This is a genomic window from Microbacterium sp. CFSPD4_SD4 (assembly GCF_057364585.1).
Genome location: NZ_JBNFOC010000015.1, coordinates 1 through 26,787 on the forward strand (window position 1 = coordinate 1; position 26,787 = coordinate 26,787).

At 72.6% G+C, this 26,787-nt stretch carries 21 protein-coding genes and 3 pseudogenes; 11 read left to right on the forward strand and 13 right to left on the reverse strand.

The window, feature by feature from the left end:
- Both AC2W7E_RS15390 and dapD read right to left on the reverse strand, forming a co-directional pair.
- Positions 1-1,310: DEAD/DEAH box helicase (locus tag AC2W7E_RS15390; protein WP_485989455.1), on the reverse strand; the 1,310-nt coding region annotated here is incomplete at its 3' end.
- A 237-nt stretch (positions 1,311-1,547) separates the two neighbouring features.
- A complete protein-coding gene (gene dapD, locus AC2W7E_RS15395; protein ID WP_485989456.1) occupies positions 1,548-2,501 on the reverse strand; it encodes a 2,3,4,5-tetrahydropyridine-2,6-dicarboxylate N-succinyltransferase in 954 nt (317 codons plus the stop codon).
- Between the two features lie 66 nt (positions 2,502-2,567).
- On the opposite strand from dapD, the gene dapE reads away from it, so the two are divergent.
- The 3 genes from dapE (at position 2,568) to AC2W7E_RS15410 (ending at position 5,106) form a co-directional block, all read left to right on the forward strand.
- On the forward strand, positions 2,568-3,641 hold the full coding sequence (gene dapE, locus AC2W7E_RS15400) for a succinyl-diaminopimelate desuccinylase (protein ID WP_025102957.1): 1,074 nt from the start codon (positions 2,568-2,570) through the stop codon (positions 3,639-3,641).
- On the forward strand, positions 3,623-4,840 hold the full coding sequence (locus AC2W7E_RS15405; protein WP_485989457.1) for a hypothetical protein: 1,218 nt from the start codon (positions 3,623-3,625) through the stop codon (positions 4,838-4,840). The genes dapE and AC2W7E_RS15405 overlap by 19 nt, the downstream gene beginning before the upstream one ends.
- Positions 4,841-4,932: 92 nt before the next feature.
- A complete protein-coding gene (locus AC2W7E_RS15410; RefSeq protein ID WP_071328210.1) occupies positions 4,933-5,106 on the forward strand; it encodes a DUF3117 domain-containing protein in 174 nt (57 codons plus the stop codon).
- An 82-nt stretch (positions 5,107-5,188) separates the two neighbouring features.
- Here the strand turns inward: AC2W7E_RS15410 and AC2W7E_RS15415 are convergent.
- A pseudogene (locus AC2W7E_RS15415) lies at positions 5,189-5,826 on the reverse strand (O-methyltransferase).
- Between the two features lie 90 nt (positions 5,827-5,916).
- Here AC2W7E_RS15415 and AC2W7E_RS15420 point away from each other — a divergent pair.
- Positions 5,917-6,291: a twin-arginine translocase TatA/TatE family subunit gene (locus tag AC2W7E_RS15420; protein ID WP_025102960.1), complete on the forward strand. Its 375-nt coding sequence runs from the start codon at positions 5,917-5,919 to the stop codon at positions 6,289-6,291.
- Positions 6,292-6,300: 9 nt separating this feature from the next.
- On the opposite strand, the gene AC2W7E_RS15425 is transcribed toward AC2W7E_RS15420, so the two are convergent.
- From AC2W7E_RS15425 to AC2W7E_RS15440, 4 genes are read right to left on the reverse strand one after another with little or no spacing between them, the layout of a single operon-like run.
- Positions 6,301-6,795 carry a YcxB family protein gene (locus AC2W7E_RS15425; protein WP_025102961.1) on the reverse strand — a complete coding sequence of 165 codons (495 nt, stop codon included), beginning with the start codon at positions 6,793-6,795 and terminating at the stop codon, positions 6,301-6,303.
- A 22-nt stretch (positions 6,796-6,817) separates the two neighbouring features.
- A complete protein-coding gene (locus AC2W7E_RS15430) occupies positions 6,818-7,939 on the reverse strand; it encodes an Mrp/NBP35 family ATP-binding protein (RefSeq protein WP_485989458.1) in 1,122 nt (373 codons plus the stop codon).
- Complete coding sequence (locus AC2W7E_RS15435; protein WP_025102963.1) at positions 7,936-8,457, reverse strand: DUF1003 domain-containing protein; 522 nt, start codon at positions 8,455-8,457, stop codon at positions 7,936-7,938. Before AC2W7E_RS15435 ends, AC2W7E_RS15430 begins: the two co-directional genes overlap by 4 nt.
- Complete coding sequence (locus AC2W7E_RS15440) at positions 8,457-9,725, reverse strand: magnesium transporter MgtE N-terminal domain-containing protein (protein WP_025102964.1); 1,269 nt, start codon at positions 9,723-9,725, stop codon at positions 8,457-8,459. The genes AC2W7E_RS15435 and AC2W7E_RS15440 overlap by 1 nt, the downstream gene beginning before the upstream one ends.
- A gap of 87 nt (positions 9,726-9,812) precedes the next feature.
- On the opposite strand from AC2W7E_RS15440, the gene AC2W7E_RS15445 reads away from it, so the two are divergent.
- Both AC2W7E_RS15445 and AC2W7E_RS15450 read left to right on the forward strand, forming a co-directional pair.
- Complete coding sequence (locus AC2W7E_RS15445) at positions 9,813-10,505, forward strand: YflT domain-containing protein (RefSeq protein WP_485989459.1); 693 nt, start codon at positions 9,813-9,815, stop codon at positions 10,503-10,505.
- Positions 10,506-10,528: 23 nt separating this feature from the next.
- A pseudogene (locus tag AC2W7E_RS15450) lies at positions 10,529-11,178 on the forward strand (alpha/beta hydrolase family protein).
- Between the two features lie 33 nt (positions 11,179-11,211).
- Here AC2W7E_RS15450 and AC2W7E_RS15455 read toward each other — a convergent pair.
- Together AC2W7E_RS15455 and AC2W7E_RS15460 are read right to left on the reverse strand one after the other, a co-directional pair.
- Positions 11,212-12,633, reverse strand: a complete 1,422-nt coding sequence (locus AC2W7E_RS15455; protein WP_485989460.1) for an aminopeptidase P family protein — start codon at positions 12,631-12,633, stop codon at positions 11,212-11,214.
- 35 nt (positions 12,634-12,668) lie between these two features.
- Positions 12,669-13,691: an endonuclease/exonuclease/phosphatase family protein gene (locus AC2W7E_RS15460; protein ID WP_485989461.1), complete on the reverse strand. Its 1,023-nt coding sequence runs from the start codon at positions 13,689-13,691 to the stop codon at positions 12,669-12,671.
- A 114-nt stretch (positions 13,692-13,805) separates the two neighbouring features.
- Here AC2W7E_RS15460 and AC2W7E_RS15465 point away from each other — a divergent pair, with 114 nt between their 5' ends.
- Both AC2W7E_RS15465 and AC2W7E_RS15470 read left to right on the forward strand, forming a co-directional pair.
- Complete coding sequence (locus AC2W7E_RS15465; RefSeq protein WP_315109681.1) at positions 13,806-14,669, forward strand: PHP domain-containing protein; 864 nt, start codon at positions 13,806-13,808, stop codon at positions 14,667-14,669.
- A gap of 62 nt (positions 14,670-14,731) precedes the next feature.
- Positions 14,732-15,640, forward strand: coding sequence for a DUF817 domain-containing protein (locus AC2W7E_RS15470; RefSeq protein WP_485989462.1), 909 nt, complete (start codon positions 14,732-14,734; stop codon positions 15,638-15,640).
- 6 nt (positions 15,641-15,646) lie between these two features.
- On the opposite strand, the pseudogene AC2W7E_RS15475 reads toward AC2W7E_RS15470, so the two are convergent.
- Positions 15,647-17,165 (reverse strand): annotated as a pseudogene (locus AC2W7E_RS15475) (DEAD/DEAH box helicase).
- 193 nt (positions 17,166-17,358) lie between these two features.
- On the opposite strand from AC2W7E_RS15475, the gene AC2W7E_RS15480 reads away from it, so the two are divergent.
- The gene (locus tag AC2W7E_RS15480; protein ID WP_060923156.1) at positions 17,359-18,072 is read left to right on the forward strand and encodes a ferritin-like fold-containing protein; all 714 of its coding nucleotides are present in this window, start codon (positions 17,359-17,361) and stop codon (positions 18,070-18,072) included.
- 1 nt (position 18,073) lies between these two features.
- Here the strand turns inward: AC2W7E_RS15480 and AC2W7E_RS15485 are convergent, their stop codons facing one another.
- Together AC2W7E_RS15485 and AC2W7E_RS15490 are read right to left on the reverse strand one after the other, a co-directional pair.
- Complete coding sequence (locus AC2W7E_RS15485; protein ID WP_025102973.1) at positions 18,074-18,361, reverse strand: hypothetical protein; 288 nt, start codon at positions 18,359-18,361, stop codon at positions 18,074-18,076.
- Between the two features lie 7 nt (positions 18,362-18,368).
- On the reverse strand, positions 18,369-18,593 hold the full coding sequence (locus AC2W7E_RS15490) for a DUF3107 domain-containing protein (protein ID WP_025102974.1): 225 nt from the start codon (positions 18,591-18,593) through the stop codon (positions 18,369-18,371).
- A 151-nt stretch (positions 18,594-18,744) separates the two neighbouring features.
- On the opposite strand from AC2W7E_RS15490, the gene AC2W7E_RS15495 reads away from it, so the two are divergent.
- Complete coding sequence (locus AC2W7E_RS15495; RefSeq protein ID WP_485989463.1) at positions 18,745-21,954, forward strand: ATP-dependent helicase; 3,210 nt, start codon at positions 18,745-18,747, stop codon at positions 21,952-21,954.
- Entirely contained in the window at positions 21,951-25,433 is a 3,483-nt protein-coding gene (locus AC2W7E_RS15500; protein ID WP_485989464.1) for an ATP-dependent helicase, read from the forward strand. The genes AC2W7E_RS15495 and AC2W7E_RS15500 overlap by 4 nt, the downstream gene beginning before the upstream one ends.
- On the opposite strand, the gene AC2W7E_RS15505 is transcribed toward AC2W7E_RS15500, so the two are convergent.
- Entirely contained in the window at positions 25,379-26,725 is a 1,347-nt protein-coding gene (locus AC2W7E_RS15505) for a protein kinase family protein (RefSeq protein ID WP_025102977.1), read from the reverse strand. The two genes, AC2W7E_RS15500 and AC2W7E_RS15505, sit on opposite strands and share 55 nt — an antisense overlap.
- Between the last annotated feature and the right edge of the window lie 62 nt (positions 26,726-26,787).

Below are 26,787 nucleotides of genomic sequence, written 5' to 3' on the forward strand. Positions count from 1 at the left end.
CCCGGCGCGCCCTGGCCGGCAGAGCGCGGACGGCGACGACGGCGGGAGGGCGGGGTGGTCGCGGTGCTCTTCTCGCCGCCCGCGGGCCGCTGCTTCGCAGAGCGCTGCTGCTGCGGCTGCGGGGGAGCGGGGCGCACGTGCGGAGCCCGCTCGGGGACGAGCTCGGTGACGGCGTCGGCGGTGAGGTTCTCCAGGGGTGCGGTGATGGCGGCCTTGCGCAGGAGATCCTTCACATCACGGCGCTGCTCGGGCAGGACCACGGTGACGACCGTGCCGGCGGCGCCGGCGCGAGCCGTGCGGCCCGAGCGGTGCAGGTAGGCCTTGTGCTCGACGGGCGGATCGACGTGGACGACGAGGTCGACGTTGTCCACGTGCACACCGCGGGCCGCGACATCGGTCGCGACGAGGACGCGCACGCCCCCGTCGGCCGGGTCGGTGGAGAAGGCGCCGAGGTTGCGCTCGCGTGCGTTCTGGGACAGGTTGCCGTGCAGGTCGACGGCGGGGATCCCGGCGGCGGTGAGCTGCTTGGCGAGCTTCTTCGCCTGGTGCTTGGTGCGCGTGAAGAGGATGCGACGGCCGGTGCCCGAGGCGAGATCGCGCACCAGCACGGTCTTGTTCTCGGGGGAGTCGACGACGAGCACCCGGTGGGTCATCTCGCCGACGGGCACGCTCGCCTCGTCGACCTCGTGGCTGACGGCGTTCGTGAGGAACCGGCGGGCGAGGGTGTCGATGCCGCGGTCCAGCGTGGCGCTGAAGAGCAGGCGCTGACCGTCGGCGGGCGTCGCCGACAGGATGCGGGTGACGCCGGGGAGGAAGCCCAGATCGGCCATGTGGTCCGCCTCGTCGAGCACGGTGACCTCGATCGCGCTGAGACGCACGACCTGCTGCTTCATGAGGTCTTCCAGGCGGCCGGGGCAGGCGACGACGATGTCGACGCCGCCCTGCAGCGCCTGCTCCTGGGGACGCTGGCTGACGCCGCCGAACACGGTGGTGACCCGAAGGCCGACGGCCTCCGCGAGCGGGGCGACGGTCGCGGCGATCTGGGTGGCGAGCTCGCGGGTGGGGGCGAGCACGAGGCCGCGGGGCAGGCCGGAACGGCGCTTGTGGCCGGAGGCCGCCAGGCGGGCGACGAGCGGGAGCGCGAAGGCGATGGTCTTGCCGCTGCCCGTGCGTCCGCGACCGAGGAGATCACGGCCGGCGAGCGAGTCGGGCAGGGTGTCGCGCTGGATCGCGAACGCCTCGGTCTTTCCGGAGGCGGCGAGAACGGTGGCGAGCTCGGCGGGAACGCCGAGATCGAGGAAGGAAGGCATGCAGAGAACTCCGTCAGCGCACGAGAACGGCGCGGGATAGTGGGGTGAGGTGGGCGAAGACGCAGCGAGTGCGCGTCCGTTCGCCGTGCGAATGGCCAGTTCGGGCTGGAGAGGGGAGCGCGCGCGCTCGCTTCGGTCCTCGGAGACCCCTAGACGACGACGATGCTGACCGGCCGGCGGCGCGGGCAACGGAGCCAGTCTACCAGCGGAGACCGGTCGAAGACTGCAGGCGGGCTGTCAGGCGTGGAGCGCCTCGTTGAGCGTGACGCCGACGCCGGCGCGGCGGACCGCCTCGACGGCACCCGTGAGGGAGTTGCGACGGAAGAGGAGGCCGTCCTGGCCCGAGAGGTCGGCGCCCTTGACGGTCTTCCGTCCGCCGTCGGCCGTCGCGGGACCGTCGGCGAGCACGATCTTCGTCCCGGCGGTGACATAGAGCCCAGCCTCCACGACGCAGTCGTCGCCGAGGGAGATGCCGATGCCGGCGTTTGCGCCGAGAAGCGTGCGGGCGCCGATCGACACGCGATGCGACCCGCCGCCGGAGAGGGTGCCCATGATCGAGGCGCCGCCGCCGATGTCGCTGCCGTCGCCGACCACCACGCCCTGCGAGATGCGCCCCTCGACCATCGAGGCGCCGAGGGTGCCGGCGTTGAAGTTGACGAAGCCCTCGTGCATGACCGTGGTGCCGGGGGCGAGGTGGGCGCCGAGCCGCACGCGCGAGGCGTCGGCGATGCGCACCCCGGCGGGCTGCACGTAGTCGGTGAGACGAGGGAACTTGTCCAGGCCCTGGATCTGGATCCCGGCGCGCTGGAGCTGCGGACGCAGGCGCGCGGCATCGGCGGGGAGCAGCGGGCCGGCATTGGTCCAGGCGACGTTCGGCAGGTGACCGAAGATGCCGTCGAGGTTGAGGGCGTTCGGCCGCACGAGCAGGTGCGACAGCGCGTGCAGACGCAGATAGGCGTCCGCGGTGGAGACCGGGGCGGCGTCCAGATCGATCGTGAGCTCGACCACCGCGAGGGTGACGTCGCGGCGCTCGTCCGGACCGGTCTGTGCGTCGAGCGCGGTGCGCGCGGCGGCGACCTCGGTCTCGGACGGCGCGGACGAGCGGACCTCCGGGTACCACGCGTCGAGGACCGTGCCGTCGCTCGCGGTGGTCGTCAGGCCGAGTCCCCAGACAGATCGTGCGTCGCTCATGCCTCCACGGTATCGCGCCGGCGACGGTGTCCCGTCCCGCATGACGGGCATCAGTAGGCTGGGGGCATGGTGCTCGATCTGACCGCGTCCTCCGCCGACATCACCCGCGCGATCTGCGACGTCCCGAGTGTCTCCGGCGACGAGAAGACACTGGCCGACCTGATCGAGGAGGCCGTGTCCGGTCTGCCGCACCTGGAGGTCATCCGGCACGGCAACACGGTCGTCGCCCGCACGGATCTCGGTCGGGCGCAGCGCGTCGCGATCGCCGGGCACATCGACACCGTGCCCCTCAACGACAATCTGCCCACGCGCGACATCGAGATCGACGGCGTGCCGTATCTGTGGGGTCGCGGCACCGTCGACATGAAAGCCGGGGTCGCGGTGCAGCTCAAGCTCGCCGCCGAGCTCACCGACCCCGCGATCGACGTGACCTGGATGTGGTATGACAACGAGGAGGTCGCGGCCTCCCTGAACGGCCTCGGGCTTCTCGCCGCAGCGCGTCCTGACCTGTTCCAGGCTGATTTCGCCATCCTCGGGGAGCCGTCGAACGGCCAGGTCGAAGGCGGGTGCAACGGCACGCTGCGGGCGATCGTGCGGACCACGGGCGTCCGCGCGCACAGCGCCAGGGCCTGGATCGGCGAGAACGCGATCCATCGCGCGGCGCCCATCCTCACCCGGCTGTCCGAGTACCGGGCCCGGGAGGTGCTGGTGGAGGGCCTGCTCTATCGGGAGGGGCTCAGCGCGGTCCGCATCGCGGGTGGGGTCGCCGGCAACGTCATCCCGGACGCCTGCGAGGTCGAGGTCAACTACCGCTTCGCGCCGAACAAGTCCGCGGCCGACGCCGAGGCCCACGTCCGGGCGGTCCTCGCCGGCTTCGACGTCGAGATCACGGATGCCGCCGAGGGCGCCCGCCCCGGTCTGGACGCCGACATCGCGCGCCGGTTCGTCGCGGCGGTCGGCGCGGAGCCGCAGCCGAAGTACGGATGGACCGACGTCGCGCGCTTCTCGGCCCTCGGCATCCCGGCCGTGAACTACGGGCCCGGTGACCCGCATCTCGCCCATCACGACGAGGAGCGTGTGCCGCTCGCCCAGATCGACGCCGTCGAGCGGGGTCTGCGCGCATGGCTCACGTCGCACTGACGCTCGCACGGCGCTGGGCGCGGATGCCGCTGGCTCTGCGCATCGGCATCATCTACGTCCTCGCACGGGTCGTGACGACCGGATTCCTCATCGCCGCGGCCTCTCTGTCCACGGTGTTCTCGCGCTTCGGCGGCGACGCCGGGCTCGTGGACTTCGTCCTCGGATGGGACGCCCAGTGGTACTGGCAGGTGGCGGTGCACGGCTATCCCGCCGACCTCCCGCTGACCGACGAGGGGGAGGTGGCCGAGAACGCGTGGGCCTTCATGCCCGTGTTCGCGTACGCCGCGAAGGCGTTGGGCTTCCTGTTCGGCTCCTGGGGCGCCGGAGCGCTCGTGCTCGCGCTCGTCGCCGGCTATCTGGCCTGTCTCGCCCTGCATCGTCTGCTCCGCGACCGCATCGGGAACGCGGCGGCGCTATGGGCCGTCGTCTTCTTCGCCGCCGGCCCCCTGGGCGCCCTGTTCCAGGTCGGCTACGCGGAGACGCTCTTCCTGCTGCTGCTCTTCCTCGCGCTGGACGCGACGATCCGCCGGAACTACGCCTGGCTGTACGTGCTGATCCCGGTGCTGGGATTCACCCGCCCCGGCGTGCTCGCCTTCGCCCTGTACCTCGGTCTGCACGGGATCCTCCGCTGGACGCACCGTCGCACGGATCCGCTCGGGGGCAGGGAGGTCGTGCACATCGTCGCCCTCGGCGCACTGGCGACGGCGACCGGGTTCGCGTGGCAGGTGATCGCCGGTGTCGTGACCGGGGACCCCGGCGCCTACCTCGCCACCGAGCTCGCCTGGCGCCGGCACTGGATCACCGGGGGCGTCGAGGGCTTCGTGCCCTTCGAGGGCTGGGTGCAGGCATCGCAGTTCTGGTTCGAGCTGTGGGGCCTGCCGGCCGGCTGGGGGCCGGTCGCGCTCATCGTGCTCGTGGTCGCGGCGGCCGCCGCGCTGCTGCTGTCCCCGCAGGTGCGGGCGCTCGGCCCCGACCTCCGTCTCTGGAGCGCGAGCTACCTGCTCTACCTGCTCGCGGTGTTCTTCCCGCAGTCGAGCACGTTCCGCCTGCTGCTGCCGCTCAGCCCGGTGTGGGGAGCGGTGGCGGTACCGCGCTCACGGGCGTGGCGGCTGGGGGTGCTGGCGCTCTGCCTGGTCGGCCAGTGGGTGTGGGATTATCACGTGTATGCCCTCGGCAGCACGTTCTGGCAGGTGCCCTGACGACGCCGGGGAGCGGATTGTGTCCCGTGACGTCCACGGCGCGGTCGCACCCGATAAACTCGTCCCATACCACCGGAGGAAAGGGAGCCACGATGGCAGCGATGAAGCCGAGGACCGGAGACGGACCCATGGAGGCCGTGAAAGAGGGACGACTCATCATCGTGCGTGTTCCGCTCGAAGGAGGAGGCCGCCTGGTCGTCTCCGTGAACGACGCCGAGGCCAAGGAGCTTCACGACGTGCTCGGTGCCGTCGTGGCCCCGGCCTGATCGTACCTGGTCCGCTGCAGCGCGACGCGAAGAGGGCGAGGGATCCGCGGATCCCTCGCCCTCTTCGCGTCGGCGGACCCGGTCAGGCCCGGTCGTCGAGGCGGATCAGCTGCAGCAGGCCCTCGCCCGCGGCGAGACCGTGGCCAGCACGGCCGATGATTCCTGCGTCTCCTGGACGAGCGATCGGTAGGCGGAGGTGACGTCGTCGCGCTGGACAGGGTCGGCGACCCGGCCCCCGGCGAGGATGCGCGGCACGAGCACCAGGCCGCCGGTGCGGGCGAGGCGGAGACCGTGCGAGACGTACTCGATGACGTTCTCGGGGTCGGCGTCGACGAGGACGATGTCGTACGACGCCTCGTTCATGCGGGGGAGCACGTCGATCGCGCGGCCGGCGATGAACCGCGCGCGGGTGGCGGGCACCTTCGCGTCCGCGAACGCCTGACGGGCGGCGGCGAGGTGCTCGGGCTCGTTGTCGATCGAGGTCAGCACCGCGTTCGGGGCCCCGCGCAGCAGCCAGAGTCCGGAGACGCCGGCGCCGGTGCCGATCTCGACGATGGAGCGCGCCGTTCCGGCGGCGGCGAGCACGGCGATCTGCGAGCCGACGACCGCGCTGATCGGGGCCGCTCCCAGCTCCACGGCGTGGGCGCGAGCGCGGGCGATGGTCTCCGGCTCGACGATGGACTCGCGAAGGAAGCGCGCGTTGGCGTCGTGCTCGCTCATGACCTGCCTCTCCCTGCGTGCATGGCTGATGTATCCAGGGTATTCGCTCACCGCGCGCAGAGCCCGCAGGCGCGGCGGTAGCCTGGTCACATGACGTTCGGCCTCACCTTCGAGAAGCTGCTGCTCATCGGCCTGATCGCGGTGCTGATCATCGGCCCCGAGCGTCTGCCGCGTGCCGCGGAGGCCTTCGCGAGCATCGTGCGCAGGGCCGGCGAGTACATCCGCGACACGAAGTCCCGTGTGCGCGAGGAGATGGGACCGGAACTCGACGACGTGGACTGGCGCAAGCTCGACCCGCGCCAGTACGACCCCCGGCGCATCATCCGCGACGCCCTCCTCGAGGAGCCGGAGCCCGCGACCCCCGCGCAGGCGACGGCGACGATCGCCGAGCCGGTGGCCCCGCGCACCGCGCCGCCGACCTTCAGCGCGGAGGACCGCCCGCCGTTCGACAGCGAGGCGACCTGAGCCGTCCGGTCAGGAGATCCGCGTCCGCAGGGTCGCCAGCTCCTCGTCGCTGAAGAGCGAGCGCGGGATGGCGGTGGCGACGGAGGCGTCGCGCACCTTGAAGATCACGGCGTCCCGTCCGACGCGGAGACTCTGGAACGTGGCGTAGGGGATCTCCGAACGACGACGATCGCTTCCCAGCTGCAGCCGATCCTCTTCGAGTGCGACCCATACGACGCTCTCCACCGGCATCGCGGCCCGCACGGCGCGCCGGGCGCTCGAGGTGGTCAGGAGCACCGCGTAGGCGCCCAGTCCCACCGTGACCACGGGCATCCAGGCGACGATCGCGCTGACCTCGGCTCCTGTGGAGAGGAGATCGTTGAGGGTGAAGACGGAGAGGACGAGTCCCGCCGCCAGCGCGACCCACATCACGATCGCGACGGGACGGGTGAGCGCGTAGACGGCCGCGTCGCGCGCCATCCTCCGCAGCAGTCCCTCATCCACGGTCACGGAGCGGTGCGGCATCCGTCCATCCTCCCACGCGTGCTCATCCGATCGACATGGGCAGCGAGCGGCCGGACAGGCCCCGGCCCCGTCGGGCGAGGGCGGCGGCCATCGTGCGGATCGCCTGCGCGGCGGCGTCGTCCGGCGCCGAGGTGACGACCGGGACGCCCTCGTCGCCGCCCTGGCGGAGCGCCGGGCTGAGCGGGATGGAGGCGAGCAGGGGGACCGGCGCGTCGGGCGCGGACAGGGCCTCCGCGACCGCCGCTCCGCCGCCCGCACCGAACAGGTCGACGACTGTGCCGTCGGGGAGGGTGTACGCGGACATGTTCTCGATCACGCCGATCACGCGCTGACCGGTCTGACGGGCGACGAGTCCGCTGCGGATGGCCACGTCGGAGGCCGCCGCCTGCGGCGTGGTGACCACGAGCACCTCGGCGTGGGGGAGGAGCTGTCCGATCGAGATGGCGATGTCCCCGGTGCCGGGTGGCATGTCGATGAGCAGGACGTCGAGATCGCCGAAGAAGACGTCGGTGAGGAACTGCGAGACCGTGCGGTGCAGCATCGGTCCGCGCCAGGCCACGACGGACTCCCCGTCGCGCAGGAACATCCCGATCGAGATGGTCTTCACCCCGTGGGCCACCGGCGGCAGCATGAGGTCGTCGATGCGCGTCGGCTGCGTGCCGGCCGGGATGCCGAGCAGACCGGGGATCGAGAAGCCGTGCACGTCCGCATCCACCAGGCCGACGGCGAGGCCCTGGTCGGCGAGGGCGACGGCGAGGTTCGCGGTGACGGTCGACTTGCCGACGCCGCCCTTGCCGCTGGAGACGAGGATCACGCGGGTGAGGGAGTCCGGCCCGAACGGCATGTGCCGCGCCGGACGACCCGCGCGGAGCCGTTCGGTGAGCGCCGTGCGCTCGGCCGGGGTCATCACGCCCACCTCGACCTCGACGCCCGTGACCCCGGGGACCGTGGCGGCGGCGTCGCGCACGTCGCGCTCGATGCGGTCGGCGGCGGGGCACCCCACGATCGTCAGCACGATGCCCACATGCGCCACGCCGTCTTCGACCGTGATGTCGCGCACCATGTCGAGGTCGCCGATCGGCCGCCGCAGCTCGGGGTCGGTCACCGCCGCCACTGCGGCTCTGACGCTCTCGGCCGCGGTCATGAGGCGGTGCCGCCTGCGGGCTTCTCCTCGGCGTCGCCCAGCTCGGCCAGCAGGGCACGGAGCTCCTGCCGCAGCACGTCGCGGGTGACCACCTGCGCGTTGCGCTCCTCCAGCGACATCCGCAGCGCGACGATCTCGCGGGCGAGGTACTCGGTGTCGGCGAGGTTGCGCTCGGCGCGCTGCCGGTCCTGCTCGATCTGCACGCGGTCGCGGTCGTCCTGGCGGTTCTGCGCGAGGAGGATCAGCGGTGCGGCGTACGAGGCCTGCAGCGACAGCATGAGGGTAAGCGCGGTGAAGCCCAGCGCGGCGTCGTCGAAGCGCACCTCGCGGGGCATCAGCGTGTTCCAGCCGATCCAGAGGATGCAGAAGAGGCTGAGGATGACGAGGAACGCCGGCGTGCCCATGGCACGGGCGACCCATTCCGTGAAGCGTCCGAAGCGGTCGCGCGAGGTCGACCGGGGGCGGGTGCTCGTCCGTCCCGGCGCGTCGAGGCGGGCGGCCCGCTCCTTGCGTGCCATCAGCGCGCCTCCGTCACGGGCGGGGCGACGTCGTCGCTGTCGTGGGTGCGCCAGTCGTCCGGCAGGAGGTAGTCGAGGACGTCGTCGATGCTGATCGCGCCGACGAGGCGGTGGGCCGCGTCGATCACGGGCAGGGAGACGAGGTCGTAGCTGGCGAGCATGCGGGCGACCTCGGCGGCGGAGGCGGTGACGGGCACCGGCTCGAGGCTGTCGTCGAGGATGGCGCCGAGCCGCTCGTGCGGCGGATAGCGCAGCATCCGCTGGAAGTGCACGAGGCCGAGCAGCCGCCCGGTCGGCGTCTCGAACGGCGGGAGCGTCACGAACACCGCTGCCGCCAGGGCCGGGTGCAGCTCGTGGCGGCGGATGAGCGCCAGGGCCTCGGCGACCGTGGCGTCGGCGGACAGGATGATCGGCTCCGGGGTCATCAGACCGCCGGCCGTGTCGGGACCGTAGCGCAGCAGCATCCGCACGTCTTCCGCCTTCTCCGGCTCCATCCGCTGGAGCAGCTCCTCCAGCTGGGTGGGCGGAAGCTGGGCGAGGAGGTCGGCGGCGTCGTCCGGCTCCATCTGGTCGAGGATGTCGGCCGCGCGCTCCTCGCCGAGGCGGTCGAGGATGTGCACCTGCTCGTCCTCCGGCATCTCCTCGAGGGCGTCGGCGAGGCGATCGTCGGAGAGCTCCTCCGCGACCTCGATCATCCGCTGCTGCGGGAGGTCGAGGAGCGTGTTGGCGAGATCGGCGGCGTGCAGCTCGGAGTACGAGGCGACGAGCTGCTCGGCGGACTGCGACTCGCCCGGTGCGTGCTCCTCGGTGACCTCGCTCCAGGCCGCGAACGTCGTCGGGCCCTTGGCGAACGGCGACGCGCCGGTCTTCGGGCGGCGCAGGAAGAGCTGACTGATCGCCCACTCGCCGAGACGGTTCGGCTCGATCGCCACGTCCTCGATCACCGCGGTGCCGCTGCCGTCGGTCAGGCTCACCCGCCGGCCCAGCATCTCGGCGAGGACGCGCACCTCGCCGGCGCGGGGAGAGAAGCGCCGCACGTTGATGAGGCCGGTGGTGATGACCTGCCCGGACCGGATCGACGTGACCCGGCCGATCGAGAGGAACACATGGCGCCGGCCGGGGATCTCCACGACCAGTCCGATCACGCGCGGGGCCGCGGTACTTCGATACACGACGACGACGTCCCGGACCTTGCCGAGCCGGTCGCCGACGGGATCGAAGACGGCGCACCCTGCCAGGCGCGCGGCGAAAACCCGTTGTGTGCTCACCCGACCAGCGTAGCCCGCGGCGTGCCGGGGCGGCTGTCGGGGCGGTCGCTCGGCCGGCCGCGAGGCACGACGTGGAAGAATAGCCGGATGAGCATGCTGAATCGCCCCGCGAGCGGCACGGACACCGGTGAGATCGTCGCCTCCATGCGCGACTACGAGAGCGCGCAGAAGGCGGTGTCGAAGCTGATCGCCGGAGAGGTCCCTGCGCGCGACATCGCGATCGTCGGGCAGAGCGTGCGGACGGTCGAGCGGGTGACCGGACGGCTCGGCTACGCCGCGGCCGCGCGCTCGGGCGCGATCAACGGGGTGCTCATCGGCCTCTTCCTGTCGGCGATCCTCGTCCTGGGCAACCCCGAGGTGCCGATCCAGCTGTTCGTCGGCTTCGTCCTCATCGGCGTCGCGGTGGGCATGCTGCTGAGCCTCATCACCTACGCCATCGTGCGTCGCCGCCGTGACTTCGCGAGTGTGACGCAGTTCGCCGCGGATCACTACGAGGTGACCGTGCAGCCCGGGTCGCTGGCGAAGGCGCGGCAGGTCCTCGGCGCGCAGCGGGTCGCCCCCGTGCGTCCTCCGGTGAACCTGGACGAGCCGCCGAAGTACGGCGAGCGGATCCCGCAGGGCGCTCCTGCTCCGGCCCCTGAGCCTGCTCCTGAGCCCGGCCCGGCCCCGGAGCCGGCTCCTGAGCCCGGCCCGGCTCCTGAGCCTGCTCCCGCTCCTGAGCCCGGTCTTCCGCCGCGGCCCGCCGACCCGGAGACCGGCACCCCCGGATCCGTGCGGTGACCCCGGAGCCCTCCGCCGTCCGGATCGAGGTCGCCCTGCCCGTCGGCGCGACCCCGGTGTCCGCCGACTGGACGCCGGGCACCCGCGATGACGTCGTGCTGATCGCCCACGGGGCCGGAGCGGGGAAGGACCACCCGTTCCTCGTCGGCTTCGACCGGGCCCTCGCCGCACTCGGCTACTCGACGCTGCGTTTCTCCTTCCCGTACGCCGAGCAGGGGCGCCGCATGCCCGGTCCCGCCGCCCACGCGGTCGCGACGTGGGAGGCCGCGGTCGCCGAAGCCCGTGCACGGGCGCGCATGCGGCCGTGTGGGCGACCGGGAAGTCCTACGGCGGGCGCATGGCGTCCCTGGCCGTCGCAGAGGGGCTCGTCGTGGACGGCCTCGTCTACCTCGGCTACCCGCTCCACCCGCCGGGGCGTCCGGACAAGCCGCGGATCGCCCATCTCCCCTCGATCACCGTCCCGCAGCTCTTCGTGGAGGGCACCGCGGACCCGTTCATCCAGCCGATCGCCCAGCTCGAGGAGGCCGTCGCGTCCTGTCACGACGCGCGGGTGCACTGGGTCGAGGGTGGCGGCCACTCCTTCGAGGTGAAGGGCCGGCGGCGGCCGCCGACGGACGTCGCCGCGGACCTGGCGCCCGTGGTCGACGCCTTCGTCAGCACGCTGCGGGGGTGAGGAGCGGGGCCGCGGCCCCACTCCCTCCCGTCGTCAGCCCTGCAGTCGCGCCATCCAGGCCTCGACCTCGTCGGCCGTGCGCGGGATGTCCGCGGAGAGGTTGACCGGGCCGTCCTCGGTCAACAGGATGTCGTCCTCGATCCGGACGCCGATGCCGCGCAGCTCGGCGGGTACCGTGAGGTCGTCGATCTGGAAGTACAGCCCCGGCTCGATGGTGAAGACCATGCCCGGCGTGAGGATGCCGTCGTAGTACATCTCGCGGCGCGCCTGCGCACAGTCGTGCACGTCGATGCCGAGGTGGTGCGACGTGCCGTGCACCATGTAGCGCCGGTGCTGGCCGCCCTTGTCCGCGTCCAGGGCCTCCTCGGCGGTGACCGGGAGCAGGCCCCACTCCGCGGTGCGCTCGGCGATCACGGCCATCGCCGCGGCGTGCACGTCACGGAAGCGGACACCGACCTTCGCCGCCGCGAAAGCCGCGTCGGCGGCCTCGCGCACGGTCTCGTAGACGCGGCGCTGCACGTCCGTGAACGTCCCCGACACCGGCAGCGTGCGGGTGATGTCGGCGGTGTAGAGGCTGTCCGCCTCCACGCCCGCGTCGACGAGGATGAGGTCTCCCGGCACGACCGTGCCGTCGTTGCGCGTCCAGTGCAGGTAGCACGCGTGCGGCCCGGACGCGGCGATCGTGTCGTAGCCCTCGCCGTTCCCGTCCTCGCGGGCGCGGCGGTGGAAGACGCCCTCGACGACGCGCTCGCCCCGGGCGTGCGCGACCGCGGCCGGGAGCTCACGGATGATGTCGTCGAAGCCCTGCGCCGTGATCGCCACGGCCCGGCGCATCTCGGCGATCTCGAAGTCGTCCTTGATGAGGCGCAGCTCGGAGACGAAACGCGTGAGGGCCTCGTCCTCGTCGAGGACGAGCTCGCCGTCGACCGGGGCGAACTCGTGCAGGTGCGCCGTGGCCACCTGCAGGTCGGCGGCGACGCCGGCCAGCGACGGGCGCGGGCCGATCCAGAACTCGCCGACGGTGGCGTCGGCGTAGAACTCGGTCGTGGTGCGGTCGGCGCGCTCGCGGAAGTACAGGGTGATGTCGTGTCCGTCGGACGTCGGCTCGAAGACGAGCACCGAGTCCGGCTCCGCGTCGGAGGCCCAGCCGGTGAGGTGCGCGAAGGCGGAGTGCGCGCGGAAGACGTAGTCGGTGTCGTTGCTGCGCTGCTTGAGCGAGCCGGCGGGGATCACGAGGCGCTTGCCGGGGAACGCGGCCGAGACGGCGGCGCGGCGGCGCTCGGCGTACGGAGCCTGGGCGCGCGGCGCGGGCAGCGTCTCCGGACGCTCGGCCCAGCCGGTGGAGATGGTGTCGAGGAAGCCCTGTGGGAAGGGCTGCTTGCGGTTGGTCGAGCTGTTCTCGACGGGGGCTTCGACGGTCTCGTCAGCGATCGTGTCGTTTTCTCCGGTGCTCATCCGTCCAGTCTCTCACCTGGAGGCCCCCGGCGTGATCAGCCGGCCGGCTCGAGCTGCACGATGAGGGCGCGATGGTCGCTGCCCCCGGCGTCGTCGAGCACGGCGGAGCCCGTGGGGAGCCAGTTGGCCGACGCCATCACGTGGTCGATGGGGGCGCCGGCGAGGGCGGGGAACGAGCTCGGCCAGGTGCCGGACATCCCGTTGCCGGTCCGGGAGGCGACATCGCGGCAGTACCCGATGTCGCCGCCGTCGATGCCGAGGGAGGCCATGTGATCCACGGTCGCGTTGAAGTCGCCGGCGAGGATGAAGTCACCTGCGGGGCACTGGTCGGCGATCCACTGCAGGTCGCTCTGCCACTGCTGCATCTCCTCCATGCGCGGCGCGACGGCATGCACGGCGACGATCGTGGGGCCATCGCCGTCGATGGGCATGAGCACGGCGCTGGGCACGGATCCGGTGTTGTTGCTCCCGTCCTTCGACGACTCGATGACGGAGTACTCGCCGAGCTCCGGAGCCACGAGCACGGTGGTCTGCCACGACTGCGGACCGTCCTCCACATCCGGGCGGAACTGCACGTGGTGCACCCACATGGGATGCCCCTGCTCGCGCAGCATGAGCGCGATCCGCTCGCCGACCTCCTCGGTGGTCTCGGGCAGCGCCACCACGTCGGCCTCCTGCTCCAGGATCTCCCGGGCGATCTGCTCGGCGGAGACGGCCTCACCCGCCGTGTTCCAGGTGAGCACCCGCAGGCTCGTGTCGGTCCGCTCGGGGAGGGCGGCCACGCCGAACCCCCGCGTCGCCCCGATCACGCCGGTCGCGGCGGCACCGAGCAGCGCGACGATCAGGATGGACGCCGCGAAGCCCCGCAAAGGCCGGGCGAGCAGGAGCAGCAGCGCCAGCACCGCGATGACCAGGAAGCCGCCGAGCACGAGGCCGCGGGCGGCGACGAGCTGAGCGAACGGGTAGGTCTGCTCGAGGCGGAAGAACTGCGGCCACACGACGACCGCCGTCGCGATCGCGAACAGGACGGTCAGCAGGATCCCCAGGAGTCGAAACATCCCGTCCAGCCTAGAAGCGCCGCCTGTGAAGTCCCTGCCTCAGGACCGGCTCGTCGCCGCGATCGGTGTCCGGGATTCCGCGCCACGCGCGTCGGCGCTCGGTACGCTCGGAGGATGCCCGTTCCGCCCGCCGGTCCCGCCGACCTGCACCTGCATTCCAACCACTCCGACGGCACCGAGGCGCCCGCCGAGGTCATGAGACAGGCGCATCGGCACGGGGTGCGGACCGCGGCGCTCACGGATCACGACCGCACCACCGGCTGGGCGGAGGCCGGCGACGCCGCCGTCGCCCTGGGCATGACCTTCCTCCCGGGCATGGAGCTCTCCGCCAAGCACGAATGGCGCAGCGTGCACGTGCTCGGCTACCTCTTCGATCCGGAGGATGCGGCGCTGCGGGCCGAGACCGACCGGATCCGGAACGACCGGATCGGGCGCGCGGAGCGCATCGTCCGCAACATCGGCCGCGACTACGACCTGCACTGGGACGACGTCCTCGCCCAGACCACGCTCGACGCGACGGTCGGCCGTCCCCACATCGCCGATGCCCTGGTGGCCCGCGGCATCGTGCGCGATCGGGGGGAGGCCTTCGACGGCATCCTGCACCCGAGGGAGGGCTACTACGAGCCCCACTACGCGCCGGACCCGCTGACCGCCGTGAGACTGCTCACCGAGGCGGGAGGCGTGGCGATCATCGCGCATCCCGTGACGGCGGGCCGTGATCGGATGATGCCGATGCCGTACATCGAGCGGCTGCTCGACGCGGGGCTGGCCGGGTTCGAGGTGGACCATCGAGAGAACACGGCCGCCGGCAAGCGGCTCCTTCGCGAGCTGGCGGAACGACACGACCTCATCGTCACCGGCTCCAGCGACTACCACGGCACGGGCAAGCCCAACGTGCCGGGGGAGAACACCACCGCGGAGGACATGGTGGCCCGCATCATCGACCGCGCCACGGGCACCCCGCCGCGGCGTCCCTGAGCCCGGCGGACTGTCGGCGGTCTCCCGGCGTTCTGTCGACCCCGACCGCTACGGTCCGAGGCATGCAACGTGCCACCTCCCTGGAGCGCCGCGTCGATGCGGCCGCCCGTCGTCTCCTCCGCGCGGTGCCGACGACGGGCTTCCGCGCCGGACTCGCCGAGTTCGTCGTGTTCGTGCTCAAGCAGGCGTGGGCGTGCGTGTTCGGCGCGGCGCTCCTGGTGGTGATCATCGCGGCCCGCCTCTGGTATCCCGACGACGCGGCGCTCGCCCGCAACGATGCCCTGACGATCGCGGCCGTCCTGATCCAGGTGGCGATGCTCGTGTTCCGGCTGGAGAGCGGACGGGAGCTCTGGGTGATCGTGCTCTTCCACATCACGGGAACGGCGATGGAGCTGTTCAAGACCGACGTCGGCTCCTGGGCGTACGCCGCGGACGGCATCCTGCGCATCGGCGGCGTCCCGCTGTTCAGCGGCTTCATTTATGCCGCGGTCGGCTCGTACATGGTGCGGGTGTACCGGCTGTTCGACCTCGGGTTCACCCGCTATCCGCGGCGGTGGATGACGGCCGTGCTGGCCGCGGCGATCTACGTCAACTTCTTCACCCACCACTGGTGGTGGGACGCGCGGTGGGTGCTCCTCGCCGCCGTGGTCGTGCTCTGGCTGCCCACGATCCTGCACGCGCGCGTGTGGCGTCGCACCATCCGCCTGCCGCTCCTGGTCGTGTTCGCCGGCGTCGCGGTGTTCATCTACCTCGCCGAGAACATCGGCACGTGGGCGGGCGCCTGGGCCTACCCGGACCAGGCGGAGGGATGGCAGCCGGTGTCGCCGAGCAAGCTCAGTTCCTGGTTCCTGCTGATGATCATCTCGGTCGTGCTCGTCGCCTGGGTCTACCCGCCGCAGGTGCCGGCCGCGCTCCTTCAGAACGAGGGGCGCCGCACGGAAGACCGTGCGGCGCCCCTCGGACGACGATGATGCGGATCAGGCGCCCGTGACGGGTGCCGCTCCGGTGCCGGAGCCGCCGCGACGACGGCGCCGGCGCGCGCGGAGCGGGCTTGCCGTCGTGGTGCTCCTTGCCGGCGCCGTCGTGCGTGCCGGCGCCCTCGGCGCCCCGGTCGGCGGCCTGCGCGGTCGAGCCCTCGGCGGACCCGCCCTCGGTCGCCCCTTCGACGAAGGTCGAGCCGACGGGCGTGGAACCCGTGCGGCGGCGGCGACGGCGGCGCGTGCCGCCCTCCCCGGTCCCTTCGGCGGCGGCGTCGGCAGCGCGCTCCGGGCGACGGGAGCGCTCGGTCTTGACCGCCTCCTTCTTCGGCGCGCTCACGAGCCGGCCCTTCGTCCCCTCGGGGATGTCGAGGTCGGTGTACAGGTGCTGGCTCGAGGAGTACGTCTCGATGGGCTCGGGCTGGCCGAACTCGAGGGCGCGGTTGATGAGGGCCCACTTGTGCAGGTCCTCCCAGTCGACGAACGTGACGGCGATGCCGGTCTTCCCCGCGCGGCCGGTGCGTCCCGCGCGGTGCAGGTAGGTCTTCTCCTCGTCGGGGATCGTGTGGTTGATGACGTGCGTGACGTCATCCACGTCGATACCGCGCGCGGCCACATCCGTCGCCACGAGCACGTCCTTCTTGCCGGCCTTGAACGCGGCCATGGAGCGCTCGCGCTGGTCCTGGCCCATGTCACCGTGCACGCCGCCCACGTTGAAGCCGCGGTCGGTGAGCTCGTCGACGAGGCGCTGGGCCGCGCGCTTGGTCCGCGTGAAGATCACGGTCTTGCCGCGCCCCTCGGCCTGCAGGATGCGCGCGATGACCTCGTCCTTATCGAGCGAGTGCGCGCGGTAGACGAGGTGCTTGATGTTCGCCTGCGTCAGACCCTCGTCCGGGTCGTTCGCGCGGATGTGGATGGGGTTGGTCATGAACCGCCGCGCGAGCGCGACGATCGGGCCGGGCATGGTCGCGGAGAACAGCTGGGTGTGCCGCACCGCCGGCACCTTCTGGAAGATCTTCTCGATGTCGGCGAGGAAGCCGAGGTCGAGCATCTTGTCGGCCTCGTCGAGCACGACCTCGGTCGCGTTCGAGAGATCGAGCAGGCGCTGGCCGGCGAGGTCGATGAGACGCCCCGGCGTGCCGACGACGATCTGCGCGCCGGCCTTGAGCTGGTCGATCTGCCCCTCGTAGGCCTTGCCGCCGTAGATGGCGACGACGCTCGTGGAGCGGTTGCTCGTGAGGAGGTCGATGTCCTCGTAGACCTGCACCGCGAGCTCGCGGGTGGGGACGACGATGAGGGCCTTGACGCCCGGCTCCGGGTCCTTCCCGAGTCGCTGCACGACCGGGATGCCGAAGCCGAAGGTCTTGCCGGTACCGGTCTTGGCCTGCCCGATGATGTCCTGGCCGGGGAGGCCGAGGGGGATGGTCTGCTCCTGGATGGGGAAGGCATCGACGATGCCCTTCGCTGCCAGTGCGTCGACGATGTCCTGGTCGATGCCGAGTTCGGCGAAACTTGTCACTGTGTTCAGATGCCTGTCCGGCGACCTCGCGATCGCCTCGTAAACGGAGCCACGCCGTCTCGTGTGCCACAGGCGCGGGGCCCCGCTCCGACGGCGGGGACACGCCCAGCCTACCGGAGGGGCGGCTCCGGACAGGGAGGACGCCGTCGCCCGAGTATTGTGAACGACGTGGCCGACTCGGGAGGAACACCTCGTGGTTAAGTGGTTCTGGCAGCGCGATGCCGCGCCGCGACGCACCCTGGCGCTGCGCAGCCGCGGCGAGCAGAGCGATGCGACGCGTGTCGACTTCGCGGAGCTGGCGCCCGAGCTCGACCGGTTCCTCGGCCAGGCGGCCTACCTCCAGCTCGGGTACTTCGAGACGCTGACGCGGCTCATCCGCGCGACTCCCGAGCTGGCCGAGAAGGAGTCGCTGTCCCGGGCCGCCGGTGCCGCGCTCACCAAGCACCGCGGCATCGTCGACATCATCGCGGCACGCGGCCAGGACCCGACGCAGCTCATGCTCCCGTTCCGCGAGCACCTGGATGCGTTCCGGCGCAAGACCATCGGGGCGCGCCCGCGCGAGACCCTGCTCGCGGTCTACATCACGGCGGGCATGCTCGACGACTTCTACCTCGCGCTCGCCTCGAGCTACGGCGAGACGGGGCGGCGGGTCGCCGAGATCCTGCGCGAGGACGATGCGCGCCACGAGATCGTCGCGATCATCCAGGAGACGATCGAGAGCGACGAGGAGTGGCGCTCGCTGCTGTCCATGTGGGCACGGCGCCTCGTGGGGGACACGATCCTCGTCTGCCGTGCGGCCCTGCGGCCGGAGCTCCTCGCCGTGGAGGAGGCCCGTATCGAGCCGGTGTACACCGAGCTCATGGGAGCGCACGCCCGCCGCATGGATGCGATGGGACTCGCGTCGTAGCTCAGATCCCGAGCGCGGCTCGCCTCTGCTCATCGCCGCGTCGACGCCCTGCGGTGAGAGCCGCGGTCGCCAGCGCCGCGACGACCACCGCGCCGAGGATGCTCGCGAGCCACAGCCAGACACTGTCCTCGCCCACGCCGGCCCATTGCAGGCTCGTGTAGACGATCGCCGAGACGGCCGTCGCGATCGCCGGGGCGAGGGCGACGCCCCGCAGCTCGCGACCGCCGATCAGGAAGTGCGCGGCGATCCCCAGCACGCAGGCGCCGACGAGGGCGAGGAGGATGTACATGCGCGGGTCAGGCGACGAAGCCCACGCGACGCGACTCCTCGGTGCCCAGCTCGATGTAGGCGAGGTTCGCGGTCGGCACGATGTAGGAGTTGCCCTTCACATCGGCGAAGCTCAGGTGCGAGGCGCTCTGCTCGAGTGCCGCGGAGACCTGGGTGCGGACCTCGTCCGCCGTGGCAGCGGTGTCGAAGCTCAGCTCGCGGCCGGTGTTGATGATGCCGATGCGGATTTCCACGGGTGCTCCTTGCAGGTCGTCGGACTCGCCCAACTCTATCGCGCAGCCGGCGGCGGAGACCGGTGACGGGGGCCGTTTCGCCCTGAGCGCACAACCCGCGAGCAGCCCCGCCCTCGACGCCGATGTCCGCGCCTCCCGATAGCGTGGAGGGATGATGTCGGATGCCGCGCAGCGAGCTGTGATCACGGCGCCGCCGACCGCGTCCGGCGTCGTGATCGGCGCCCCCGGCACGGGCAAGACGCGCACGCTCGTCGACCGGGTCGTGCAGCTCCTCGAGGTCGAGGGGCTGCGTCCGGAGGAGGTGCTGGCGCTCACCCCGAGCCGGCAGGCGGCCACCGCGCTGCGCGACCGGATCGGCGTGCGCATCGGCCAGGCGACGCCAGGGCCACTGGCACGCTCGCTCGGGTCGTTCGCGTTCCAGCTGGTCCGCGGGGCGATGGTCCGCGAAGGGGCCGAGCCGCCGGCGCTGCTCACCGGCGCCGACCAGGATCGCATCATCGCCGAACTGCTGGCCGGAGATGCCGAGGACACCCGCATCTCCTGGCCTCCGGCGCTCAGCGAGCCCGTCCGCGCCTCGAAGGGCTTCCGCTCCGAGCTGCGCGCCTTCCTCGCGGAGTGCACGGAGCTGGGGGCGAGCCCGGCGGAGCTGCGCGCCACGGGCGACGCGGTGTGGACGGCGGCCGCCGACTTCGTGGAGGAGTACCGCGCGGTGCTCGACGCCCTGCGGGCCGCGCACCGTGACACCGCCGACCTCCTCAGCGAGGCGGCGGGGATCCTCCGCACCGCCGACGGCGCCACCCTCGGGCCGCTCGCACCCCTGCGGTTGGTGCTCATCGACGACGCCCAGGAGCTCACGCGCGGCGGGATCGGCGTGGTGCGCGCGCTCCGGGAGCGGGGCGTCGCGGTGCAGGCGTTCGGCGATCCCGACATCTCCTCCGGTGCCTTCCGCGGTGCCAGTCCCGAGCTGTTCGCACAGCTCACCGGCGCGCTCGGCACCGTGCACGTGCTCGACGGCGCGCACCGGCAGCGCCCCCTGCTGACCGCGCTGACGCGCACGGTGACGCAGGCGATCGGGGCGTCAGGACGGGTCGAGCACCGGCGGGCGCCGGCGCCCGCGGCGGAGGACGACGAAGCCGAGGTGTCGACCTTCCTCGCCCCGTCGCCCTACGAGGAGTTCGACCGCATCGCCGGGGTCATGCGCGACTGGCATCTCCGCGCCGGGATCCCGTGGGAGCGGATGGCGGTCATCGCCCATGACACCCGTCAGGTCACAGCCCTCGAGACCGAGCTCGCCGCGCGCGAGATCCCGACGAGGGCCGCGGGTGTGCAGCGCCCGCTCGGCAGCGAGGGGATCGTGCGCGACATCGTCGGCATCGTCCGGCTCGCGCTGACCCCGGACGACGAGCGCACGGTCCAGGCCTGGGAGGAGGCGCTGCGCACACCGTTCGGCGGCATGGATGCGATCGCGCTGCGGCGGCTGCGCGCGCGGCTCCGCCACCTCGAGCTCGGGCAGGGCGGGTCGACCCCGGCGCGCGAGCTGCTGCGCGCGGCGATGTCGGCGCCGGCCACCCTCACGCTCATCGATGCGCCGGAGTCGCGGACCGCGGAGCGCTTCGCCGAGACGGTCGCCGGCGTCGCCCGTGCAGCGGCGGAGGGCGAGACGATCCACGACCTCCTGTGGCGCATCTGGGAGCAGGCCAGGGCCGTCGACGGGCGGCGGCTGCACGTCGCGTGGCGGGAGATCTCGCTGCTGCCCACCGGCGCCGAGACGGCGCGGTCGCTCGACGCCCTCGTGGCCCTCTTCGACGCGGCCAAGCGCTTCGTCGAGCGCACCCCGAACGAGCGTCCCGAGGTCTTCGTGCGCGACATCCTCGACAGCGAGGTGCCGGAGGACACGCTGTCGTCGCCCGAGCGGCCGGGCACGGTGACGCTGCTCACGCCGGCCACAGCGCTCGGCACGGAGTTCGACGCCGTGGTCGTCGCCGGGGTGCAGGACGGCGTGTGGCCCAACGTGCGGCTGCGGGGCGGGCTGCTCCAGACCTGGCGGCTCGCCGAGGCGCTGATCGCGGCGCGCTCTGGCCTGCCGGCGGAGGTGCCCGGCGTGCTCGACCGGCGTCGCGCCGCTCTGCACGACGAGCTGCGCCTGTTCGTGCGGGCGCTCTCCCGGGCGCGCCATCGACTGCTCATCACCGCCGTGGACGACGACGACCTGTCGCCCAGCGCGTTCTTCGGATTCCTGCCGCCGCCGGAGCCGCCGGAGCGCCATGCCTCGGCGGAACACCCCCTCACGCTGCGCGGGCTCGTCGCGCGGCACCGTCGCGTGCTCACCACGGCTCCCGCCGAGCCGGCGCGGCGCGAGGCCGCCGCCCAGCTCGCCGTCCTGGCCAGGGAGGGGGTGCCCGGTGCGCATCCGCACGACTGGTACGGAGTGACGGCGCCGTCGACCGCGGCACCGCTCCGCGATCTCGCCGCGAACGGCGCACGGGTGTCGCCCTCGGCCGTGGAGTCGTATGAGGAGTGCGGGCTCAACTGGGTCGTCTCGGCCCTCGGGGGCGATACGGTCATGCCGCCGACGGCCGGTATCGGCACGATCGTCCACGAGGCGATGGAGCGCGTACCGGACGGCGATATCGCGCGCATGCGGGAGATCGTCGAGGAGCACTGGCCGGAACTCGACTTCGAGACGGCGTGGATCGGACGCAAGGAGCGCCGCCGCGCCGACCTGTTCGTCGACCGGCTGCACAGCTACCTCGGCGAGGTGAGGAGAGACGGCGGGCGCGTCCTCGGCAGCGAGGTGGAGTTCCGGTTCGCCGTCGACGTGTCCGGTGCGACCGCCGAGCCCACGGTGCACCCGGTGGGAGAGGACCGTGGGCACCGTGCCATCGTGCACGGCTACATCGACCGGGTCGAGGCGTACCCGCCCGGTGCCGGCGAACACGGCCCGGCGCGCGGCCGCGGCTGGCAGACGATGGCCGGCGGGCCGGAGGGGACCACGGTGGTCGTCGACCTCAAGACCGGGAAGACCGATCCGGAGTCGGACGGCGGCGTCGTCGAGCACGCCCAGCTCGCGGCGTATCAGATCGCGGTGCAGGAGGGTCTCGTGCCCGGTGCCGCGCCGGGCTCGCTCGGGGGCGCGCGGCTCGTCATCGTCTCGAAGACGCTGGCCAAGAGCGACTACCGCGTCGCGCATCAGCATGCTCTGGACGCCGAGGCCCGATCGCAGTTCCTGCGCCGGGTCGCGGAGGTCGCCCGCGGCATGTCGGCGGCGAGCTTCACGGCTCAGGTCGAGGCGCACTGCGCCGACACCCAGCGCCGGGTGCATCCGTGCCGCATCCACACCGTGCCGGCGGTGAGCGCATGACCGCAGGACCCGCGGACGCCGTGCTCTCGGCGACCGATATCGCCGCCGCGCTCGGACTCCCGACCCCGACGCCCGCCCAGCAGCAGGTGATCGAGGCCCCGCTCGAGCCCGCCCTCGTCGTCGCCGGAGCCGGCAGCGGCAAGACGGAGACCATGTCGGCCCGGGTCGTCTGGCTCGTCGCGAACGGGCTCGTCCGCCGGGACGAGGTCCTCGGACTCACGTTCACGCGCAAGGCGGCGGGGGAGCTGGCGGAGCGCATCGGCGCCCGCCTCGCCGTCGTCGACGAGTACGGGCGGCGGGGTCTGCTCCCGCACCTCCCGGAGATCGTCGCCGGAGGAGCGCTGCGCCGGGTGGCGGACGCCGCGCCGGGGCGCCAGCGGGAGCTCGTGCGCGCGCAGGTCCTCGACGACCTCGCCCGGCAGCACGGCACGGGCGGAGAGCCGGCGGTCCGCACCGCCGACGACCTCCTCATCCGCCCGCGCGTGTCGACCTACAACGCCTTCGCGGACGGCATCGTCCGCGAGCACGCCGCCCGCATCGGCCGGGATCCGGATGTGGCGATGCTGAGCCAAGCGGCCTCCTGGATGCTGGCGCGGGAGGTCGTGCTCCGCAGCGACCTGCCGGAACTGGAGGAGGTCGACTACGCCCTGGGGACGGTCATCGACGCCGTGCAGCGGCTCGCCGGCGAGGCCCTCGACCACCGCGTCGACCTCGCGGAGGCGGAGCGCCTCGCCGCGGCGCAGGCCGCGGCGTTCGAGCCCTACCGCTCCCACGCCGACGTCGAGAAGGCGGCGGTCAACCTGCGTACCCTCCCGACCCTGACCCGCCTCGTGCGGGACTACATCGCCGAGAAGGATCGCCGCGGCGTGCTCGACTTCGCCGACCAGGTCTCCGGCGCGTACGACATCGTCGAGTCCGCGCCGGACGTCCGCGCCGAGCTGCGCGAGCAGCACCGTGTGGTGCTGCTCGACGAGTATCAGGACACCTCCGTGATCCAGACGCGCTTCCTCGCGGAGCTGTTCCGCGACACGGCCGTCATGGCCGTCGGCGATCCGCATCAGTCGATCTACGGCTGGCGCGGGGCCAGCGCCGACAACCTCTACGCGTTCCCCCGGTCGTTCTCGAGTGCAGGCGGCGTGCGCACCTACAGCCTCATGACGAGCTGGCGCAACGATCGGAGGATCCTCGACGTCGCCAACCGGGTGCTCGAACCTCTGCAGCGCCCCGGACTCGATGTGCCGCCGCTGGAGCCGCGGCCGGGCGCGGGGGAGGGCACGGTCGCCGTGCGCTACCCCTTCACCGTCGACGACGAGGCCGCCGAGGTCGCGGCCTGGTTCGCCGAACGCCGCGCCGCCCACGACGCGACCTCGGCCTCCCCGCACACCGGCGCCATCCTGTTCCGGTCCAAGCGCCACATGCAGACCTTCGCCGGCGCGCTCGCCGCGCGGGGCATCCCGCACCGCATCCTCGGTCTGGGCGGCCTGCTCGCCACGCCCGAGGTCGTCGACGTCGTATCGACCCTGCGGGTGGTGCACGATCCGACGGCGGGCTCGGCGCTGATCCGGCTCCTCACCGGCCCGCGCTTCGGCGTCGGGGTGGCGGACATGGCGGCGCTCTACGAGCTGGGGCGCGCACTCGCGGAGCGCGACACCGCCCTCATGCCCCTGCCCGAGGAGGTCAGGGTGCGGCTCCGCTCCTCCCGCGGTGCCGACGAGGCCGTCTCCATCGTGGACGCGGTCGACATCGTGCGCGCGGTCCGGGACGACTACCGCCTGCTGGAGGGGATCACGCCGGAGGGCCGCGCCCGGATCCGCGCGGCGGGGGAGATGCTGGAGCGTCTGCGTCGCGCGTCGTCCCAGCCCATCCCGGAGCTCATCCGGCTCATCGAGCTGGAGCTGCGGCTGGACATCGAGCTCGCCGCCAACGAGACCCGAGGCCCCGCGCGCGTGGCAGCGACCCAGCTGCGGGCGTTCGCCGACGAGGTGCGCGCGTTCCTCGCCGCCGACGAGCGCGGCACGATCGGCAGTCTGCTGGCCTGGCTCGACAAGGCCGAGAGCACCGACGAGCTGATGCCGCGTCCGGAGCCGCCGGAGCCCGGCGTCGTGCAACTGCTCACGATCCACGGGTCGAAGGGCTTGGAGTGGGACGCGGTCGCCGTCGTGCGCCTCGTCGTCGACGAGCTGCCGGGACGCGTGTCCGACACCTCCGGCTGGTTCGGCTTCGGCGTCGTTCCCTTCGCGCTGCGCGGAGACCGCGATGCGCTCCCGCGCTTCGTCTGGGATCCGGAGGAGGCGATGGAGGGGGAGACCGACCCCGGCATGCGGCAGAAGCGCGCCCAGGCGTCGCTGTCGGGCGGTGTGACGAAGGCGAATCCGCACGGTGGCGCGCTCAAGCGCTTCAAGGACGCCTACCGGGAGTATCAGCGCCAGGAGGAGCGTCGCCTCGCCTACGTGGCGATCACCCGCGCCAAGAGCGATCTTCTGCTCAGCGGAGCCCACTGGGCGGGCCAGAAGGCGCCGCGCACACCGAGCCCGTACCTCCTCGAGGCCATCGACGTCCTCGGCCTCGACGAGGTCCCGCCGGTCGATCCCGACGAGAACCCGTACGACGGTCCCGGGGCCACGCTCCACTGGCCGCTCGATCCCCTCGGCGGGAGGCGTGCCGTGGTGACCGCCGCGGCCGCGCTCGTCGAGGAGGCCCTGCACGACGACGCCGCCGTTCCGACGGAGGAGCTGCGCCGGCTCCTCGATGAGCGGGCGGCCCGCCAGCGCGGAACGGACGCCGAGGCTCCCACCCGCGTTCCCGCCTCCCGGTTCAAGGACTACGTCACGGATTACACCGGCACCCTGTCCTCGCTCGTGCGTCCGATGCCGGAGCGTCCGTACCGCCAGACCCGTCTGGGGACCCTGTTCCACGCGTGGGTGGAGCAGCGCTCCGAGCTCGTCGGCGTCGGGACCCGGGTCGATGAGGCGCTCTGGGAGATCGACGAGGACGAGCCGGAGGGCGATAGCGTACCGGGCGCTCCGGGGTCAGGGGCAGCGGCGGATGCCGCCGACCTCGCGGCGCTGCAGGAGACCTTCGAGCGGAGCGAGTGGGGGCCGCTGCAGCCTCTCGCCGTGGAGATCGAGATCGACTTCGCGCTGGGCGCCGGCCTTCCGGGGACGGGTGCCGGCGCCGCGGACGCGCACATCGTGATCTGCAAGCTCGATGCGGTGTACCGACGCGCCGACCGCGGCGGACGGATCGAGATCGTGGACTGGAAGACCGGGCGCGCGCCGCGGACGCCGCAGGAGCGCGAGGAGCGCATGCTGCAGCTCGCCCTCTATCGGCTCGCGTACCACCGACGGTTCGGTGTCCCGCTGGAGGAGATCGACGTGGCGCTGTACTACGTGGCCGACGACCTCGTCATCCGCGGGGATCGCGTCTACTCGGAGGAGGAGCTCTTCCAGCGCTGGAGCGCTGCCCGCGCCGCGCGCTGAGCCTCCTCGGAGTCGTCGTCGGCTGCGGGGGAGGACGAGGGGGCGGAGTGCTCAGCTCGTCCGCTCCCGCGCGTCTCGGCGAACGCCTGGGCGACGCCGGAGAGGTCTTCGGTCTCGATGCTCGCCACCGCGGCGCGGCGTTCCGCGTCCGGCTGCGACGGTGCATCCGCGGGCTTCTCCGCGTCCGTCGACGCCGCCGCCGGGGCGTCGCGGTCGGCGTCGTCCGCCTCCGCCGCCCAGAGTTCTTCGGGGTTGTAGGCGTCGGTCTGCATCGAGGTGTCCACCTCGGGGGCGGCCGCCACCGGCACGCGGTCGAGCGCGTCCATGGCGGAGTCCACGTCCGAGCGTCGGTCGCCGGGCACGCCGAGGTCGTCATGGCGGAGGCCGTCGGCGAGAGCCTCGAGCAGCGCCGCAGCGTCCTCCACGATGTCCTCGCGCCGCAGCGCGTCGCCGTGGACGAGCCAGCGCGCGAACTCCAGCTCGGCGAGCAGACGCGCGCGGACCTCGAGCCCGGCATCGGGAGTGCGGTCCATGGCACGGGCGTAGGCGCCGTGCACGTCGGCCGCCGCGTCGGGAGCCGCGGACAGCCAGGAGAGATCGAGTGCCGGATCGCCGACCGCGAGACCGTGCCAGCCGATCACGCCGGTGACCTCGGGGCCGCGCTCGGGGTGGTCGTCGAAGAGGAAGGACGTCGCCTGCACGCCGCCGAGCACGACGGTCGACTCGAAGCGCCAGAGGTCGTCGTCGGCGACGGCGTCCCGCCACCGCACGGTGAGGCGGGCAGGGACGTGTCCGGTGGCGGCCGCGGTGTCGACGAGGCGCTCCAGCTCGGCGCGGCTCTCCTCGGCGCTGCGCATCACGAGCCCGGCGCCGCGGACGACCGACGTCGGCAGCCCGTGCACGGCGGCGATCGCGGCTCCCATGGATTCCGCCGCGCCGCGTCCGGCGGGCACCATCGACGCCTCGATCTGGAAGCCGGGGAGCAGCTCGGTCACGAGCGCACGCCCTTCGCCCACCCTGGTCTCGCCGATGTAGCCGGGGGCGCGGAACGGCAGCATGGCACGCGCACCGTCGGTGAGGGCGCGCAGCGCCAGGGCCTCCGCCGCCAGCTCCCGCGCCGCGTCATCGTCGTCAGCCACGCGGATCGCGAGTTCCCGGCCGTCGGCGAGCGAGGCGACGGCGGAGTCGAAGCGCCCGTCGCCGTCCGCGGTGAGCGCCCGGGTGCCCGTGACCTCCGCGCCGGGAAGTGCGGCCGTCACCGCCGCGGCTAGAGTGAATGGAGAGCGTCCCATGCCCCCAGGGTAGGTCGGCTCAGGGGCGGTCCCGCCTCCGCCACGCCCGTGAAAGGGGGAGT